An 18439-nucleotide genomic window follows, 5' to 3' on the forward strand; every position below is an offset into this window, starting at 1 on the left:
TCAGCTTGGCACAAGGGAAGAACGCAACGGGAGAGGACGTAGAAGAAAGGCTACGCGTCACCCAGAAGCGCCCCACCTCGCCGCCCGACTACCGGACGTTGCTGGTGACAACCCAGAGGATTCAGCCCCTGCGGTCGATATGCCCCACTCCGTGTGGTTAATACCTCGGCGTCGCTCCCCATCATGCGTTATCAAAGGATACGGTTCCTCCAACACACTGCCTGGGCGACGCGCCTCTTCTGGCTTATGCGGTGCATAAGTTGCGCATAGGAATATCGGGTTATGGTGCGGCTGTCAACGCCTGTCGGCCGATGATTATTCATTTTCGTTATGATCGGTACGGTATCACCCACGCTAATCACTTTTGCTACAAAAATCACCGTTTAGACCCTAAGCGTCAATTCTTATAAGCCATGTCCGGGCTATAATTTTTACCCGGAAAAGGGTATGAATAGTCATACTTATATCCCCTGGCGGGATCGTCCGCACCGCCGGATACCGAATCGTGGCGGGATGATAGCTATAACCTGTTGCAGGAAGAGGGGAGCCGAACGCCCGTAACAGGTAAGATATCGTCCGGTCTGACTGACTGTTCTTAAATAAAAAGAGTGTTGCTATGAAAAATATCAATCCGACACAAACCGCTGCCTGGCAGGCACTGATCCAGCATTATGAACAAATGAAAGATGTTCAGATTGCTGACCTTTTCGCTAACGATGCCGACCGGTTTGCTGCCTTCTCTGCCACGTTCGACGATCAGATGCTGGTGGACTTTTCGAAAAACCGCATCACCCGCGAAACCCTCGATAAACTGCTGGCGCTGGCCAAAGAGACCGACCTGCAGGGCGCAATCAAGTCGATGTTCTCCGGGGAAAAGATCAACCGCACGGAAGATCGCGCGGTCCTGCACGTGGCCCTGCGTAACCGCAGCAACACCCCGATCGTGGTTGACGGCAAAGACGTCATGCCGGAAGTGAACGCCGTGCTGCAGAAGATGAAAGGCTTCTCTGAGCGTATTATCGGCGGCGAGTGGAGAGGTTTCACCGGCAAACCGATCACCGACGTGGTCAACATCGGCATCGGCGGATCAGATCTGGGACCGTTTATGGTCACCGAAGCGCTGCGTCCGTTTAAAAACCACCTCAATATGCACTTTGTCTCCAACGTGGACGGCACGCACATTGCCGAAACGTTGAAGACCCTGAGCCCGGAAACCACCCTGTTCCTCGTGGCATCAAAAACCTTCACCACACAGGAAACCATGACCAACGCCCACAGCGCGCGCGACTGGTTCCTGACCTCGGGTCATCAGGAAGACGTAGCGAAGCACTTTGCTGCGCTGTCGACCAACGGCAAAGCCGTCGCTGAGTTTGGTATTGATACCGACAACATGTTCGAATTCTGGGACTGGGTCGGTGGCCGTTATTCCCTGTGGTCGGCTATTGGCCTGTCTATCATCCTTTCCGTTGGCTTCGAAAACTTCGAAAAGCTGCTGGACGGTGCGCATGCGATGGATCGCCACTTTGCCGATACGCCGGAGGAGAAAAACCTGCCGATCCTGCTGGCGCTGATTGGCATCTGGTACAACAACTTCTTCGGTGCAGAAACCGAAGCCATCCTGCCTTACGACCAGTATATGCATCGTTTTTCTGCGTACTTCCAGCAGGGCAACATGGAGTCTAACGGTAAATACGTTGACCGCGCCGGGCACCCGGTGACTTACCAGACCGGCCCGATCATCTGGGGCGAACCTGGCACTAATGGTCAGCACGCGTTTTATCAGCTGATCCACCAGGGCACCAAACTGGTGCCGTGTGACTTTATCGCGCCTGCGGTCTCCCATAACAAACTGGGCGATCATCACAGCAAGCTGCTGTCGAACTTCTTTGCGCAGACCGAAGCGCTGGCGTTTGGCAAATCGCGTGAAGTGGTGGAAAAGGAGTTTGCCGATGCCGGACAGGACGCGCAGTCCGTCGAACACGTCGCGCCGTATAAAGTGTTTGAGGGTAACCGTCCGACGAACTCCATCCTGCTGCGTGACATCACGCCGTACAGCCTGGGTGCGCTGATTGCCCTTTACGAGCATAAGATCTTCACTCAGGGCGCTATTCTTAACATCTTCACCTTCGACCAGTGGGGCGTTGAGCTGGGCAAACAGCTGGCTAACCGCATCCTGCCAGAGCTGGCGAGTGCGGAGCCGGTCGACAGTCATGACAGTTCGACCAACGGTTTGATCAATCGTTATAAATCCTGGCGCTAACCGCAGGGGCGTGGGCGGCTTTTCACCTGCCGCCCCGTCGCATTGACCGGCACGGTGTCCGGCGCTGACCCCCGATTTCTGGGGGTTTTTTATTTTCTGGAAATAACTGGACCTGGTTGACAGTGCCGTGTTTTTCTCACCATTGCACTGCGGAGGCCGGGCGGCTCTCCCCCGGCTGATTCTGTGGCCTTTTTTCCACCCCAAAGATGAGTAAAGTGGCCGGGTCAGGGATGGGCTTATTCCTAAAAGCATCGTAAAAGGTCGTATTTAGAGGCAGATAATTCTTAAATAAATGGCGCATTAATGGTATAAAAACACGAATAACTTATCAATTATCTCTCTGATTTTTAATGTTTTATTCAAATAATTTTGCAACTTAATCATGCAACGTCACGCTAATCCTCACTACCCGCCATTTTAAGCCGCACTTCCCCCGAATCCAGTAAACATTGGTATTAATCTCTGTTAATCGACTTTTCTCAGTCATATGTGTTAACACTTAACCTTTTTTTAGGGTTTTATCAACACGCCTCGCCATGCCATGACGTTCCGCCCGCTGCGCTGCTTTCTGGAAATTAATTCCTCATACTGGAGTCGCCAGGCACCATCCAGGTCCTGGTATCCATTCATTTAATGAAGGGAAAGTGTGATGAAAAAAGTCATATGGGCTACTGCAGCCATAGTGTACTTAGCGAGTGCAACTGGCGCGTTTGCCGCTGAAGCTGCTGGCGCTCCACCGGTGGAAGCCGGTGCTGCTGCTGGTGCTGATGCAGGTTCAATGTCAGCTGGTGCGACAACTGCTGTGGGTATTGGTGCCGTTGGCGCGCTGGCTGGCATTGCGCTGGCCGCAAGCAGCGGCGGAAATGGTTCCAACACCGGAACCACGACCACCACCACCACAGGCACGACCCGCTAAGTACAAAAATTAATCATAACCACACATTTGTGTGGTTATTTTCCGCCTTGTTCTCCTTTGCTCAGGGACACTCACAGTTGCGAAACCTACCACTTCTGCTGCTCTGCCTGCTGCTTCAGGCCTGTACACAAACGCAAAAAGGATTGGGTGAAACCGTCAAGCTGGCCTTTCTCGGCGCTGACGACATCCAGATGACTAACGAACAAATCGACGCGATGCCTTATGCCAGCATGTACCTGCGGGTCAACGGCGGCCAGCAGATCTTTGTGGTGCTGGGCTTCAATGAAGACGGACAGCAGAAATGGATCACGCGCGATAAAGCGATGCTGGTCACCCGGCACGGTCGCCTGGTCAAAACCCTGGGCCTGGCGGATAACCTCAATGACGTCAGTCAGCTGGAAAACGACCCGCTGCGTGATGCGCTGCGCCTGACCGAGGGGGCCAGCTGGACCCGAACGCTCAGCTGGACGCAGGACGGTAAACCTCAGGCGGACACGGCGGTTTCCCACTTCACGCGGGGGAAAGACGAGGTGCTGCAAATTGGCGGGCAGGCTGTTGCCTGTCGCGTCTGGCAGGAAGAGGTAACGACGGCGGAAAATGGCCGTTCGTGGCGCAATACGTTTTGGGTAGATATGTCCAGCGGGCAGGTGCGTCAGGCACGGCAGACGCTGGGAGCCGACTACCTTCCTGTTGAATTCACCATTCTGAAGCCTGCGAAATCATGAAAAAATTAACCCTTATTCTCGCAGGGATGGTGGCATCGCTGTCGCTGCACGCTCAGGCCGATGGCCGGGTGAATATCTTTTATCCCGGGCAGACGCAGCCGGTTGTGGTTGCCCACGCGGCGAATCTGTCACAGCTGGTCACCAGCCCGGCACTGATGGAAAAAACGTGGTGGCCGGGAACGGTGATCGCTGAACGACAGGCGACCGCTGTCGCAGTACAGCAGCAGCAACAGCTGCTGGCGCGGCTTCAGGCCTGGCGCGATGCACTGAAAAGCGACAATGATGCGCAACAGGCCGCCGTGGTTGAAAACGTGCGCCAGCAAATTGCCGGAATGAAGGTGACAGGGCGGCAGAAGGTCAATCTGGACCCGGACTGGGTACGGTTACGTCCCCAGGCCAACCGCACGCTGCAGGGGGAGTACAGCGTGTATACCCTGGCAAAACCGACCTCCATTACCCTGGCGGGGGCGGTGGAAAAAGCAGGTAAAACCCCGTGGGCAGCGGGACGTTCTGCGGTTGAGTATCTGGATGCACACCCGCGCATGAGCGGCGGTGAACGCAACATCGCACAGGTGATCTCCCCCGGGGGTGAGGTGACCGACGTGCCGGTGGCGTACTGGAACCGTCGTCACTACGAGCCACAACCGGGCAGCATCCTCTTCGTTGGCTTCTCCTCGTGGACGCTGCCGGCCGCCTATGCCGATCTCAACCAGCAGATCATTTCTGTACTGACGCACCGGATCCCTGACTGATGAAAAAACGTTATCTTCTCAGCCTGCTGTCACTCTCCGTTGCCTGTGCCTGCCAGGCTCAGGCTGCTACGTATCCGGACCCGATTGGCCCGTCTCAGTCTGACTTTGGCGGCGTGGGTCTGATGCAGGTGCCGACCGCGCGTATGGCCAAAGAGGGCGAGTTCAGCCTTAACTACCGCTATAACGATCAGTACCACTTTTACTCCTCCTCGGTGCAGCTGTTCCCGTGGCTGGAGGCCACCATCCGCTACACCGACGTCAAAACCCGGGAATACAGCGCCGTATCCAGCTTCTCTGGCGATCAGACCTACAAAGATAAAGCGTTCGACCTCAAGTTGCGCCTGTGGGAAGAGGGCTTCTGGCTGCCGGAAGTGTCCGTAGGGTCGCGTGACCTCGGCGGTACTGGCCTGTTTGACAGTGAATATCTGGTGGCCACCAAGGCCTGGGGGCCGTTTGACTTCACCCTCGGCATGGGCTGGGGCTACATCGGTAACAGCGGCACCGTCAAGAACCCGTTCTGTTCTGCCAGCGAAAAATACTGCTACCGTGCAGAGGGCAGCGGCACTGCCGGGTCGGTGAGCGGTGGCGATATGTTTAAAGGACCAACGGCTATTTTCGGCGGCATTGAGTATCAGACGCCGTGGCAGCCGCTGCGCCTCAAGATGGAGTATGAAGGCAACGATTATAAAGATGACTTTGCCGGGCGTCTGGAGCAGAAAAGCAAGTTCAACGTTGGGGCAATCTACCGGATTACTGACTGGGCAGATGTGAACGTCAGCTATGAGCGTGGCAACACCTTTATGGCCGGTTTCACCCTGCGCACTAACTTTAACGATCTGCACCAGAATCAGCGGGATACGCCGAAGCCGGAATACAATCCGCAGCCGCAGGACCGCTTCCTTGAGCCCACGCTGACTGCCAACCAACTGACCGACCTGAAGTACAACGCCGGTCTGAATGCGCCGAATATTCAGGTGGACGGCAGCACGATGACCGTCACCGGGGAGCAGTATAAATACCGTGATACGCAGCGCGGCGTCGACCGCGCCAACGTCATTCTTGCCAACCACCTGCCGGAAGGCGTGGATACGCTGCGCGTGACGCAAACGCGCAGCCACATGCCACAGGTCACCACGGAAACCAACGTGGGCAGCCTGCAACGCCAGCTGGCGGGATATCCGCTGGGACGGGAAGAGACGCTTCAGCAGCAGCGAGTTGACCCGCGCGATCCGGGACATACCGAGCAGGGCTTCCGTATCGACGGCGACCGTCTGAGCTACAGCCTGTCACCGGTGCTCAACCAGTCAGTCGGTGGGCCGGAAAGCTTCTACCTTTACCAGGTGGGCGTAATGGCGAACGCCAGCTTCTGGCTGACGGACCACTTGCTGCTGGACGGCAGCCTGTTTGGCAACCTGGCCAACAACTACGACAAGTTTAATTACAACGGTGCACCGGCGGACTCCTCCCTGCCACGGGTGCGTACCCATATTCGCGACTACGTTGAAAATAACGTCTATGTGAATAACCTGCAGGCCAACTACATGCATGAGCTCGGCAACGGGTTCTACGGACAGGTGTACGGCGGCTATCTGGAAACCATGTACGGCGGGGCCGGGGGCGAAGTGCTTTATCGTCCGCTGGATGCCAGCTGGGCCGTGGGGGTCGACGCCAACTATGTCAAACAGCGTGACTGGGACAACATGATGAAGTTCACCGACTACAGCGCCAAGGTGGGCAACATTACTGGTTACTGGCAGCCGTGGTTTATGCGTAACGTGCTGGTGAAAGCCAGCGTCGGGCAGTACCTGGCGGAAGATAAAGGCGTGACGGTGGATATTTCGAAGCGCTTCGACAGCGGTATTACCGTCGGGGCTTACGCCACCAAAACCAACGTTTCTGCGGAAGAGTACGGCGAGGGTGACTTCACCAAAGGCTTCTATATCTCCGTGCCAATGGATGTCTTCAGCGTGTCACCAACCCGCGGTCGTGCGCAGGTGAACTGGACTCCGCTGACGCGTGATGGCGGTCAGATGCTGGGTCGTAAGTACCAGCTGTACGATATGACCACCGACCGCGACGCGAATTACCGTTAAATCCCGACGTTACGGCGGGGCGATCTTTTTTCCCGGTCGCCCCGTCATGCGGTGAGCCTCATCGAAATGTTGTGATCTGCATCACACTCAAGCATATTGTTATCCGTCGGCATTCCCGACGGATAACAGTGACTTTGAGGTGTATCATGACGTCCCAGGAACGTAACACGCCCGCCACCCGGCTGGCCTTTGCCCTGCAAATGGTTTTAAACACCGGCCTGATTGTGCTGGCCTGCATTCTGATCATCTTTCTTGGCAAAGAGACCATCCATCTGGGTAACGTGCTGCTGAATACCGGCGAGCAGACGTCGTCTTATCTGCTGATCGAAGGTATCGTGATTTACTTCCTCTACTTTGAGTTTATCGCGCTGATCATTAAGTATTTCCAGTCTGGCTACCATTTCCCGCTGCGCTACTTTGTCTATATCGGCATTACGGCGATTATTCGCCTGATCATCGTCGATCATAAAAACCCCTTTGATACCCTGGCTTATGCCATCGCCATCCTGATCCTGGTGATCACCCTGTGGCTGGCAAACAGTAACCGCCTGAAGCGCGAATAAGACTGTAAACGCGCCATAAATTCACGGCTATTTGCCCGGCTTTGATAGGTTTGCCGCCAGGGTCTGCGTTACACTGACGCATCGAAGATTTTGCGGAGAAGTGTTATGGCTGAGAACGCGCTGTCGCAATTGCGCGCGATCAACTGGCTGCCGGATTCATCCCCTCTGTTAACGGCCCCCCTGCTTGACTGGCTGATGGAAGTCGATTCCATGACGCGTCGCTTTGAGCGTCACTGCCAGGCGGTGACGGTGAACCTGCTGCGTGAGGGATTTATCAGTGCGCAGGAAGCGGCAGAGGATAAAGATATCGTGCTGCTGCCTGCCGAGCCGCGTTACTGGCTGCGGGAAATTGAACTCTGCGGCGACGGCGTCCCCTGGCTGGTCGCCCGCACGCTGGTGCCGGAATCCACCCTCAACGGCCCCGAACAGAAGCTGCAACAGCTGGGCACGGTACCGCTGGGCCGCTATCTTTTTGCCTCTTCAACGCTGACGCGTGACTTTATTGATGTTGGCCACAGCGACACGCTGTGGGGCCGGCGTTCGCGTCTGCGTCTGTCAGGCAAGCCACTGTTACTGACCGAACTGTTTTTACCTGCCTCCCCGCTCTATGCCAGCGTGGCGGCAGAAGGGGGAGCATAGCGTGGAGAAAAGCGTGCCAATGAGTAAGGTGGCGGCCTACAGCCGTCTGATGCGTATTGATAAACCGATTGGTTCACTGTTGCTGCTGTGGCCCACGCTGTGGGCGCTGTGGCTGGCAGGAAGGCAGGCACCACCGCTTAACGTGCTGCTGGTATTTGTGCTGGGCGTGTTTTTCATGCGTGCGGCGGGCTGCGTGGTGAATGATTTTGCTGACCGAAAAATTGATGGCTTTGTAAAGCGCACCCGTGAGCGCCCGCTACCCAGTGGCGCGGTGACCCCGCGTGAAGCCAAACTGCTGTTTGCCGGCCTGGTGCTGATCTCCTTTGCGCTGGTGCTGACCATGAATAGCATGACCATCTGGCTGTCGCTGGGCGGCCTGGGGCTGGCCTGGCTGTATCCGTTTATGAAACGCTACACTCATCTGCCGCAGGTGGTTCTGGGTGCGGCCTTTGGCTGGGCGATCCCGATGGGCTGGGCGGCGGTCAGCGAGAGCGTACCGCTGACCTGCTGGCTGCTGTTTCTGGCCAATATCTGCTGGACGGTGGCCTACGACACCCAGTATGCAATGGTTGATCGTGATGACGACCTGAAGATTGGGGTGAAATCCACCGCCATTCTTTTTGGTCGTTACGATAAGCTGATTATTGGCCTGCTTCAGCTGGCCACGCTGTGCCTGATGGCGCTGGTGGGCCGGCAGCTGCATCTCAACGGTATCTTTTACTGGTCGGTGCTGATAGCAGGGGTGTTCTTTGTCCATCAGCAGAAGCTGATTGCCAGGCGGCGTCGTGAGCTGTGCTTTAAGGCGTTTCTGAATAATAACTGGGTAGGATTGGTACTGTTTATTGGCGTGGTACTGGGTATCGGAGGGTAAACGGCAAGGCCGATCCGCTACGGGATCGGCCTGCTATCCTTGTCGTATCAGTCGAGCTCTACCGCACTCTCAATGGTCATTCTGACGTCCTGAGTGATCAGGTCTGCCAGCAGCTGGTACACCTGCTGTGTCTGTTCAACCTGGGCATCACCGGAATCACTGATATAGCCTTCATCCCGCAGCGTTAACACCAGCGACGTAAACACTGCCTTGTCGAAGAACTCCGGCGCATTAATGCCGTGCAGAACGGACAGACGCTGTGCCATGGTCCGGCTCTCTTTTTCCAGCGTTCCCCGGTTAATGGCCGGTTTTGCGCTGAGAATCGAGAAGGTGATTGAATAGCGTTGCAGGGTTTCACGAACGCCCGCTGCCAGCAGCTGCAGGGTACGGAAACGACCGGCACTGAGACGCAGGCTGCTCTCTTCGGCCACCAGGAGCCCCTGACGGGCCATTTCTGCCACCAGTGAGTCCAGCACCTGCGCCAGCTCATCGCTGTTCCAGCGCAGGAACAGTTCGCTCTTCAGCATCGGATAAATCACCGTGACCTGACGCAGCAGTTCGGCGCGGCTGATTTCGCGATGCTGCATCAGGATGGCAGCAATCAGCGAAGGCATCACCAGCATATGGTGAATGTTGTTGCGGTAATAGGTCATCAGTACCGCCTGCTCGCGCGGCAGCACCACGATCTCACCGATGCTGTCCTGCTCCAGCTCGAACTTGTTCATACTCAGCGCATGTTCCAGCATCGCCTCCGGGGTCATATCCGGTACGGTTGAGTCAGGCGAGTAGGGGACGTTGCGCAGCAGCTGTACGTAACAGTCGAGCTGTTCGGTCAGCTGTTCACGGGTCATGGAGCGCTGACGCGAGGCCAGCAGGGCGGTCACGCACAGGTTCATGGCGTTGGCCGCCCCGGCATTGTTAATCCGCACCATCACTTTCTGCGCGATGTCGTTCACGGCTGGGGTCAACCATGCCGGGCGCTGCGCCTCAATCGGATCGATAGCGTCACGCCACTCCGGCACCTGATTATTCAGGTAAGCAATCAGCGGCAGCGGTTCACCAAAGTTGACATAGCCCTGGCCCAGGTTGCGCAGCTTACGCAGCCCGCGCACCATCGACATAAAGCCCTCTTTCTCTTTTGTCGCGCCGCGCAGCTCTTTCGCGTAGGTGCCCACTTCCATCACGTGCTCGTAGCCGATATAAATCGGCACCAGGGTAATAGGGCGATTGCCACCGCGCAGCATCGCCTGGATGGTCATCGACAGCGTGCCGGTTTTCGGGTCCAGCAGGCGGCCCGTGCGTGAACGGCCCCCTTCCACGAAGTACTCAACGGAATAGCCACGGGTGAACAGTTCACCCAGGTATTCGCGGAACACCGTGGAATAAAGCTTATTGCCCTTAAAGGTACGCCGTATAAAGAAGGCGCCCAGGCGACGGAAGATCGGACCGGCAGGCCAGAAGTTCAGATTGATACCGGCGGCGATATGCGGCGGCACCAGCCCCTGGTGATATAGCACGTAGGAGAGAAGCAGGTAATCCATGTGGCTGCGGTGACAGGGAACATAGACAATTTCATGCCCGTCCTGCGCCAGCTGCCGCACACGTTCACCGCCGTTAACATTGATTCCCTGGTATAATTTGCTCCAGGTCCAGCCCATGATGCGGTCGGTCAGGCGAATCGCTTCGTAAGAGAAGTCAGCGGCGATCTCTTCCATCAGCTCAACGGCATTCTGCTGGGCTTTTTCATGGGAGATCTTTTTGCTGCGTGCCTCATCCTCTACCGCTTTGGCGATAGCCTTGGACTGCAGCAGCTTGTTGAACAGGTCCTGACGTACCGGCAGGCGCGGACCGACGGCGGCCAGACGCTGGCGGGCGAAGTGCATTCTGGCGACGCGTGCCAGCTTCTGGGCAATGATTTTATCGGTGCCGTGTTCGGTCGCCATATGGCGCAGTGACACCATCGGCGAGAAGCGCACGAAGCTGTCGCGGCCCAGCCAGAGCACGGCAAAGAATTTCTGAATGCCGTTCAGCATCCGCAGATGCGGCTGATCGTCACCCTGAACTTCGCGGCCAGGTGCACGGCCAAACATCACCGATACCGGCACCATCTGCACATCCAGTTCGGGATGGTTACGGTGCAGGTCGAGATATTCGTGGAACAGCTTGACCGACTGCAGATTCGGCACAAAATACGGGAATACGCGTGGGCCATCATGGATAAACACATGACGGGGCAGGACCGTGCCGTCAATCTCCAGCGGTTCCAGGGGATCGGGAAGGTCCTGTTTGCGACACTGCTCACGCAGGGCAAGGAGATCCGCCTTTGAATCATAAGGCAGCACATACATAATAGGACGCGACGTATCAAGCCCCAGTTCGGCAACCGGTTCAGCCGGGATTGCCTTACTTTTTACCAGTAATTTAACTGGCAGATTCAATAAGTTATAATATAAATTACGCCAACCTGACATAGACAACATGAAGCCTCTTGTTAGCAAAGCGCCGCAAGCATACCAGAAAGCGCCAACAGAATCTGTGGTGTTGAAAAACCTGTAGTTCCACTCATTGACGTTAAACTTCTCAAAGGGTTCCCTGATTATGGCAAATAATGTCACCGGACTGACACGAATCATAAAAGCGGCTGGCTACTCGTGGAAAGGCATCCGCGCGGCCTGGCAGCATGAAGCGGCCTTTCGCCAGGAAGCCGTGGCGGCCATTATCGCTATTGCCATCGCCGTCTGGCTGGACGTCGATGCGGTCACCCGGGTGTTGCTGATAGGGTCGGTGGTGATGGTGATTATTGTGGAAATCCTCAACAGCGCCATCGAAGCCGTCGTTGACCGTATCGGCAGTGAAATTCATCCGCTGGCCGGGCGGGCGAAAGACATGGGGTCTGCGGCGGTACTGTTGGCTATCTTGCTGGCCATGTTTGTCTGGATCATGCTGTTAGTGCCGCATTTGCGATGAGTTTTCCAAAAATCGCCACAAACGGCATTTCGCCCAACTTTAGGTTTTCAATGTCTAAATACCTGTATATACTCACAGTCGACTGTATAAACAACCAGGGGGCGGGATGAAAGCACTAACGGCAAGGCAGCAGCAGGTCTATGACCTGATTCGCGACCACATTAATCAAACCGGCATGCCACCAACGCGCGCGGAGATTGCTGCGCAGCTCGGTTTCCGTTCCCCGAATGCGGCTGAAGAACACCTGAAAGCGTTAGCGCGTAAAGGCGTGATTGAGATCGTATCCGGTGCGTCGCGCGGTATTCGCCTGATGATGGAAGAAGAAGACGGTCTTCCACTGATTGGCCGTGTCGCAGCAGGTGAACCTCTGCTGGCAGAACAGCATATTGAAGGCCACTATAAGGTTGACCCTGACCTGTTTAAGCCCGGCGCAGACTTCCTGCTGCGTGTCAGCGGAATGTCGATGAAAGACATCGGCATTATGGACGGCGATCTGTTAGCCGTGCATAAAACAGAAGATGTGCGCAATGGCCAGGTCGTGGTGGCGCGCATTGACGATGAAGTGACGGTAAAGCGTCTGAAAAGGCAGGGGAATACGGTGCAACTGCTGCCCGAAAACCCGGACTTCAAACCGATCATCGTTGACCTGCGCCAGCAGACGCTGACGATCGAAGGCTTGGCTGTCGGTGTGATCCGCAACGGCAACTGGCTGTAACCGGTACTTCACTCCCCGCTAAATGCTGTGTGCTGCTTAAGTGGCGCACAGCATCGTCAGTGAGGGTTTTTCGCTGATGGACTCCGATGACACTGCTCACCCCCGCAGATAAAAGCCTCTGGCGGCTCGCCCTGCCGATGATCCTCTCTAATATCACTGTGCCTCTGCTAGGCCTGGTCGATACAGCCGTGATTGGCCATCTCGACAGTCCCACGTATCTGGGCGGTGTCGCGATTGGCACGACTATTACCAGCTTCCTGTTTATGCTGTTGCTGTTTTTACGCATGAGCACCACCGGCCTGACGGCACAGGCTTTTGGCGCTAACGATAAACAGGCCCTGGCGCGTGCGCTGATGCAGCCGCTGCTGCTGGCACTTTGTGCCGGGCTGCTGTTTGTTGTGCTGAAGCAGCCGATTACGCACCTGGCGCTCGGGGTAACGGGTGGTAGCGATGACGTCCTGCAGCAGGCCGCACTGTTTATGCAAATACGCTGGCTCAGTGCGCCGGCGACGCTGGCGAATCTTGTGCTTTTGGGCTGGCTGCTTGGCGTACAGTATGCCCGGGCACCGGTCATCCTGCTGGTCGTCGGCAATCTGGTGAATATCGTGCTCGACCTCTGGTTTGTCATCGGGCTGAAGTGGGGCGTGCAGGGGGCCGCAGCGGCAACGGCAATAGCGGAATACACCAGTCTGATCGTCGGACTGCTGCTGGTATGGCGGGTTATGGTGATGCGCGGTCTGTCGCTGCGCCTGATGTTAAGGGCCTGGCGGGGAGATGTGGCGCGACTGCTGCGTCTGAACCGCGACATCATGCTGCGCTCACTCCTCTTGCAGGTCTGCTTTGCCTCGCTGACCCTGTTTGGCGCACGCCTCGGCAATGACGTCGTGGCGGTCAATGCCGTACTGCTGATGTTTCTTACTTTCACTGCTTACGCGCTGGACGGTTTCGCCTATGCGGTGGAAGCCTGTTCCGGTGAAGCGTATGGTGCGCGCAACAGCCGGCAGTTACTGAGCGTGTGGCATGCGGCCTGTCGGCAGTCTCTGGTGGTTGCGCTGGGGTTCTCCCTGCTTTATGCCCTGGCGGGTGAGCACATTGTCGCGCTACTGACCTCCCTTGAACCGCTGCGCCAGCTTGCCGACCAGTATTTGTGGTGGCAGGTGGTGATGCCGCTGGCGGGCGTGGGCTGCTATCTGCTGGATGGGATGTTCATTGGCGCAACCCGCGCCAGGGAGATGCGCAACAGTATGGCAGTCGCCGCGCTGGGCTTTGGACTGACGCTGTGCAGCGTTCCCTGGCTGGGGAATCACGGCCTGTGGCTGGCTATCACGCTGTTTCTGCTGCTGCGCGGTGTCACGCTGTGGGCGGTCTGGCGGCGGCACTGGCGTAACGGCACGTGGTTTATGCCCTGAAACATTTTCTTACGTAAGGTACCGCTTCGCCAGCTTACTGATTTGGCTCTTTTTTTAGGGTTTTTCAGTACGACAGACAGGGTGTTTACGGCTTGAGTGCGATTTCTCTACTACAATTATCTCTGTGTCAGGCAATTAACCAGATAATTATCTGGCTAATCAGCCCAACTCCGAGCTGTTAAAGCTGTTTTAACCCAAGGTAGAGGAATCACATTATGAATAAAGACGAAGCCGGCGGTAACTGGAAACAGTTTAAAGGTAAAGTGAAAGAACAATGGGGTAAGCTGACTGACGATGACCTGACCGTGGTTGAAGGTAAACGCGATCAGTTAGTGGGTAAAATTCAGGAGCGTTACGGCTATCAGAAAGATCAGGCCGAAAAAGAATTGAAAGACTGGGAAACACGTAACGACCATCGCTGGTAACACAGCGGTACGTTAAGCTCTAGGCTCCTACCCGGCACAAGGACTGTGCCAACCCTTATTCCGCAGTTCTCCCCCCGTACTTCCTGTACCGTCCTTCACTTTTTCTTGCTAGCGTCCGCGCTTTTTTCCCTGCACGGTATGATCGTGCTGGCACGCATCCGGATGAGTGCAGGCTTCGATTTCCCCACATTGCTGACAGAAACCATGTGCTTCTATAACGCTGTGAGCCAGGGTAAAACCGGTTTTCAGGGCCAGCGATTTCAATATGTCTTCCACCCCATCGGCGTGCTGTTCCGTCACTGACCCACAGCGATCGCAAATCAGCATGGCTGAGGTGTGCGAGGGTTCTTCAAAATGGTGGCAGACAACATAGCTGTTGGTCGACTCCACGCGGTGGATAAAACCCTGTTCCAGCAAAAAATCCAGCGCCCGGTAAATGGTGGGGGGTTTCGCCTGAGGCTCGGAGTGGCGCAGAAGATCGAGCAAATCATAGGCACTGATCGCCCCATTCTGCTCACTCATCAGCCGCAATACTTCAAGCCGCTGCGGCGTCAGGCGCACACTGCGTTCCTGACAGATGGCTTCCGCCTGCGACAGGATTTTTTCAGCGCTGGTCATATTCATTGTTCCCCCTCAGGCCATAACAGGATGTTATTTTATCACATCTGTAACAAAACACCGAGTCGTGCCTTCCGGCAGCCGCCGGGGCGAAGGGAGGAAAGGTTACACTCCAGAAAAGAATGGTATTGCTGATAAGCGCATAAGATAAAGAAAATTTAACCATTGGCATCCGGGTGCCAGGGCCAGTCAATAATGATTCAGTCGGGCTAATCTTATTTGCGCTGCTTAAGCTTCGTGTCTACCTTTTGCATAGGGCTCGTTGCGTTTGGCATTGGAATAACAGATGCAGAACGTTCAACTGTTAGCATGATAACAGATTAAGAAAATGGCAATGACCTGATAAGCCCACTCATCTTCTCTTAATTCACAGCAATGAAATGTCGCCTTTATGTTCATTATTCAGGCATTCAGTTATGCGTTTTTTACGCATTTTCTTTTTCATTATCTATGGTGGGTTTCGGGTCAATGGCACATAAATTTAATGCACTCAGCGGTTTTTACCGTCCGGTCGTCTTGCCCGCTCTGCTGCTGGCACCACTCAGTGGCCTGGCTGCCGGTAACTATTTTGATGCCCGCAATGATGCCATGGGGGGAACCGGCGTGGCCTCGTCCTCTTATGGTTCGGCAGTGCTGGCCAACCCGGCTCTGATGACCAAAGCCCTGCCGGAAGACTCGGTGAGTATTGTTCTGCCTGCTGTCGGTGCGCAGATCAGCGATAAGGGCAAGCTGGTCGATAAAGTGGATGATCTGACGGATGCCGTGGATGGATATAAGGACCTGGCGAATAACTTTGTCTTCCCCAACGATATTCCACGCCTGCAGGGTGCAGCAGGAGATTTAGCCAACCGCCTGCGGGAGATCCAGGGCGAAAAAGCCTGGGCAAAGGCCGGGGCGGCGTTTGCGGTCACGGTGCCGAATGAGGTTCTGCCTTTTGCGTTTGTCACCAAAGCCTATGGCACGGCATCAGTGGTGGCAAATGTGACCCAAAGTGATATCGATTATTTACAGGAAGTGGCGGATGGAACCCGCATCCCGCTGCCGGGGGATCAGGACAGGCTGACCTCTGAAGGACTGGGGCGTGCTGCCGTAGTCTACGACATGGGGATTGCGGTAGCCCACGAGTTTGATATCGCTGGCCAGCCAGTGTCACTGGGCGTGACGCCAAAGCTGCAAAAAACCACTCTGTACAACTACAGCGCCTCGGTTTACAGCTATGACAAGTCCGATTTCACCAACGGCAACTACAAAAATACCAACACCGGTTTCAACATTGATGCCGGGGCCTCAACCGACCTGGGTGACAACTGGACGCTGGGCCTGAGTGCGCAGAACCTGATCTCACGGGATATCGATACCAAAGAAGTCAGCGGTTACAAAGATACCTACCAGATCCGTCCGCTGGTGACCTCCGGTGTTTCCTTCCATACCGAGCGCCTGACCACCGCGCTGGATGTGGACCTGACCCCCACCAAACGCTTCAAAACGCAGGATGACAGCCAGTATGCTGCCGTGGGTGCAGAGTACCGCCTGCTGGACTGGCTGCAGCTGCGTGCCGGTTACCGTGCCGACGTGAAGTCCAACGACACCGATGTTTTCACCGGCGGTTTTGGCCTGTCACCGTTTAACAAGGTGCATCTGGATCTGGCGGGAATGGTCGGTAAAGACAACACCTGGGGTGCCGTTGCCCAACTGAACTTTACCTTCTGATCCGTTTTTGCTGCGGGCCGGCCTTTGCACACGCAGAGGCCGGCCTGTTTTCCCGTCAGTCGGTGTCCTATTCTTTTCCAGCCGCCTTCTGTCACGCAGGGGCCGATCTTTTTGTCGGCGTAACCCGTGCAGCCTGTGCAGGGACGACCGGAAAAAAAGGCCATCCGCTACAGGATCTCCCACCGCCGTGCTATCATTGCGCACAATATCGCCTCCCTTTTCTGATACAGAGTTAGCGCTTTTCATGACCGAAACATACCCTGCACATCGTTTTTCCATCGCCCCGATGCTCGACTGGACCGATCGTCACTGTCGTTACTTCCACCGCCAGCTGACGCGGCAGACGCTGCTGTACACCGAAATGGTCACCACCGGCGCGATCATACACGGCAAAGGTGACTACCTGGCCTGGAGTCCTGAGGAGCAGCCTGTCGCCCTGCAACTGGGCGGTAGCGACCCGGCGGCGCTGGCGCAGTGTGCGAAGCTGGCTGAAGAGCGGGGCTACAACGAGGTGAACCTCAACGTAGGCTGCCCGTCGGATCGCGTGCAGAATGGCCGTTTTGGTGCCTGCCTGATGGGTGAGGCGCAGCTGGTTGCTGACTGCATCAAGGCGATGCGCGACGTGGTATCGATCCCGGTTACGGTAAAAACCCGTATCGGCATTGACGACCAGGACAGCTATGAATTCCTGTGCGATTTCATCCGGCGCGTTGCGGAGCAGGGCGGCTGTGAGACGTTTATTATCCACGCCCGCAAAGCCTGGCTTTCCGGCCTCAGCCCGAAAGAGAACCGCGAGATCCCGCCGCTCGACTATGAGCGTGTTTATCAGCTCAAGCGTGACTTCCCGCAGCTGACGCTGTCGCTTAATGGCGGGGTTAAAACGCTGGAGGAGGCCCGACTGCATTTACAACATCTGGACGGGGTGATGATGGGGCGCGAAGCCTACCAGAATCCTGGCCTGCTTGGGCAGGTGGATCAGATGATTTTCGGCAGCAGTGCCCCGATGGTGGACTCTGTCGCGGTGGTGCGGGCGATGTATCCGTACATAGAGCGGGAGCTGGCGAACGGCACCTGGCTCGGCCATGTGACCCGCCATATGCTGGGCCTGTTCCAGGGCATTCCCGGGGCACGCCAGTGGCGTCGGTACCTGAGCGAAAACGCTCATAAACCGGGCGCGGGCGTTGATGTCGTCGAAAAGGCCTTACAGCTGGTCGCGGACAGGGTGCCAGCCAGCGTATAACATCGTCAAAATTTCACTAATTGATGATTAAATTCACCAGGTTTCAAACCGGCCTGGTGAATCCTTCTCTTAACTTTCAATAAGTTAGATTTCCTGCCGTCCTGGCACGTTTCTTGTAATAACTCCTTCAGAATTCCTTTTTCTGGAGCGTACCAATATGTTAGAGATCCTGTTTGTCATCGGCTTTTTTATGATGCTGCTGCTGACCGGTATTTCGCTGCTGGGTATCATCGCGGCGCTGCTGGTCGCCACCGTGGTGATGGTCGTTGGCGGGTTATTCGCGATTGTTATTAAATTGTTGCCCTGGCTGCTGCTGGCGGTCGCTGGCGTGTGGTTATATCGTGCATTCCGCAAGCCTGCGGTGAAGGAAAAACCGTGGCTATCCCGGTAATATCAACGAGTTGTAGATTTTTTTAGCGGCGTAATGCGGCGTGGATCACATCACAGAAAATTGCTCAGTGCCATTTTGCAATTAAACATATTTTTTACTTATGAATTCTGCCAGGATGGTTTCACTGAATCAACACGTATTCATC

The 18439-nt window shown here is 55.8% G+C and carries 17 protein-coding genes and 1 riboswitch; of the genes, 15 read left to right on the forward strand and 2 right to left on the reverse strand.

Annotated elements, in window-relative coordinates; genetic code table 11:
• Positions 1-57: 57 nt before the first annotated feature.
• Positions 58-247, reverse strand: a riboswitch (Lysine riboswitch).
• 369 nt (positions 248-616) lie between these two features.
• The 8 genes from pgi to ubiA all read left to right on the forward strand — a co-directional run bounded on the left by pgi (position 617) and on the right by ubiA (position 8819).
• Entirely contained in the window at positions 617-2260 is a 1644-nt protein-coding gene (gene pgi, locus ACZ3HG_RS22270) for a glucose-6-phosphate isomerase (protein ID WP_465334480.1), read from the forward strand.
• Positions 2261-2909: 649 nt separating this feature from the next.
• A complete protein-coding gene (yjbE, locus tag ACZ3HG_RS22275; protein ID WP_191935625.1) occupies positions 2910-3176 on the forward strand; it encodes an exopolysaccharide production protein YjbE in 267 nt (88 codons plus the stop codon).
• A gap of 77 nt (positions 3177-3253) precedes the next feature.
• On the forward strand, positions 3254-3901 hold the full coding sequence (locus ACZ3HG_RS22280; protein WP_062748351.1) for a YjbF family lipoprotein: 648 nt from the start codon (positions 3254-3256) through the stop codon (positions 3899-3901).
• On the forward strand, positions 3898-4653 hold the full coding sequence (locus ACZ3HG_RS22285) for a capsule biosynthesis GfcC D2 domain-containing protein (RefSeq protein ID WP_191935624.1): 756 nt from the start codon (positions 3898-3900) through the stop codon (positions 4651-4653). Before ACZ3HG_RS22280 ends, ACZ3HG_RS22285 begins: the two co-directional genes overlap by 4 nt.
• Positions 4653-6746: a YjbH domain-containing protein gene (locus tag ACZ3HG_RS22290; RefSeq protein ID WP_191935623.1), complete on the forward strand. Its 2094-nt coding sequence runs from the start codon at positions 4653-4655 to the stop codon at positions 6744-6746. The genes ACZ3HG_RS22285 and ACZ3HG_RS22290 overlap by 1 nt, the downstream gene beginning before the upstream one ends.
• A 146-nt stretch (positions 6747-6892) precedes the next feature.
• Positions 6893-7309, forward strand: a complete 417-nt coding sequence (gene psiE, locus ACZ3HG_RS22295) for a phosphate-starvation-inducible protein PsiE (protein ID WP_062748345.1) — start codon at positions 6893-6895, stop codon at positions 7307-7309.
• A gap of 105 nt (positions 7310-7414) precedes the next feature.
• A complete protein-coding gene (gene ubiC, locus ACZ3HG_RS22300; protein ID WP_191928029.1) occupies positions 7415-7948 on the forward strand; it encodes a chorismate lyase in 534 nt (177 codons plus the stop codon).
• Position 7949: 1 nt separating this feature from the next.
• Positions 7950-8819 (forward strand): 4-hydroxybenzoate octaprenyltransferase, encoded by an 870-nt coding sequence (ubiA, locus tag ACZ3HG_RS22305; RefSeq protein ID WP_191935622.1) that lies wholly within the window; start codon positions 7950-7952, stop codon positions 8817-8819.
• Positions 8820-8866: 47 nt separating this feature from the next.
• Here ubiA and plsB read toward each other — a convergent pair whose 3' ends face one another.
• Complete coding sequence (plsB, locus tag ACZ3HG_RS22310; RefSeq protein WP_062748385.1) at positions 8867-11290, reverse strand: glycerol-3-phosphate 1-O-acyltransferase PlsB; 2424 nt, start codon at positions 11288-11290, stop codon at positions 8867-8869.
• Between the two features lie 127 nt (positions 11291-11417).
• On the opposite strand from plsB, the gene ACZ3HG_RS22315 reads away from it, so the two are divergent.
• The 4 genes from ACZ3HG_RS22315 (at position 11418) to ACZ3HG_RS22330 (ending at position 14335) form a co-directional block, all read left to right on the forward strand.
• On the forward strand, positions 11418-11786 hold the full coding sequence (locus tag ACZ3HG_RS22315) for a diacylglycerol kinase (RefSeq protein ID WP_062748339.1): 369 nt from the start codon (positions 11418-11420) through the stop codon (positions 11784-11786).
• A 106-nt stretch (positions 11787-11892) separates the two neighbouring features.
• Positions 11893-12501 carry a transcriptional repressor LexA gene (gene lexA / locus ACZ3HG_RS22320; protein ID WP_062748337.1) on the forward strand — a complete coding sequence of 203 codons (609 nt, stop codon included), beginning with the start codon at positions 11893-11895 and terminating at the stop codon, positions 12499-12501.
• 86 nt (positions 12502-12587) lie between these two features.
• Positions 12588-13910: an MATE family efflux transporter DinF gene (dinF, locus tag ACZ3HG_RS22325; protein ID WP_137270009.1), complete on the forward strand. Its 1323-nt coding sequence runs from the start codon at positions 12588-12590 to the stop codon at positions 13908-13910.
• 215 nt (positions 13911-14125) lie between these two features.
• Positions 14126-14335: a CsbD family protein gene (locus tag ACZ3HG_RS22330; RefSeq protein ID WP_048917572.1), complete on the forward strand. Its 210-nt coding sequence runs from the start codon at positions 14126-14128 to the stop codon at positions 14333-14335.
• Positions 14336-14443: 108 nt separating this feature from the next.
• Here the strand turns inward: ACZ3HG_RS22330 and zur are convergent, their stop codons facing one another.
• On the reverse strand, positions 14444-14953 hold the full coding sequence (gene zur, locus ACZ3HG_RS22335; RefSeq protein ID WP_137270010.1) for a zinc uptake transcriptional repressor Zur: 510 nt from the start codon (positions 14951-14953) through the stop codon (positions 14444-14446).
• A 468-nt stretch (positions 14954-15421) separates the two neighbouring features.
• On the opposite strand from zur, the gene ACZ3HG_RS22340 reads away from it, so the two are divergent.
• From ACZ3HG_RS22340 to pspG, 3 genes are all read left to right on the forward strand, one after another.
• Positions 15422-16663 carry a conjugal transfer protein TraF gene (locus ACZ3HG_RS22340; RefSeq protein WP_137270011.1) on the forward strand — a complete coding sequence of 414 codons (1242 nt, stop codon included), beginning with the start codon at positions 15422-15424 and terminating at the stop codon, positions 16661-16663.
• A 244-nt stretch (positions 16664-16907) separates the two neighbouring features.
• Entirely contained in the window at positions 16908-17903 is a 996-nt protein-coding gene (gene dusA, locus ACZ3HG_RS22345; protein WP_137270012.1) for a tRNA dihydrouridine(20/20a) synthase DusA, read from the forward strand.
• A 157-nt stretch (positions 17904-18060) separates the two neighbouring features.
• Entirely contained in the window at positions 18061-18294 is a 234-nt protein-coding gene (gene pspG / locus ACZ3HG_RS22350) for an envelope stress response protein PspG (protein ID WP_137270013.1), read from the forward strand.
• Positions 18295-18439: the final 145 nt, after the last annotated feature.

Source organism: Erwinia sp. PME.40.26/001 (assembly GCF_055556675.1).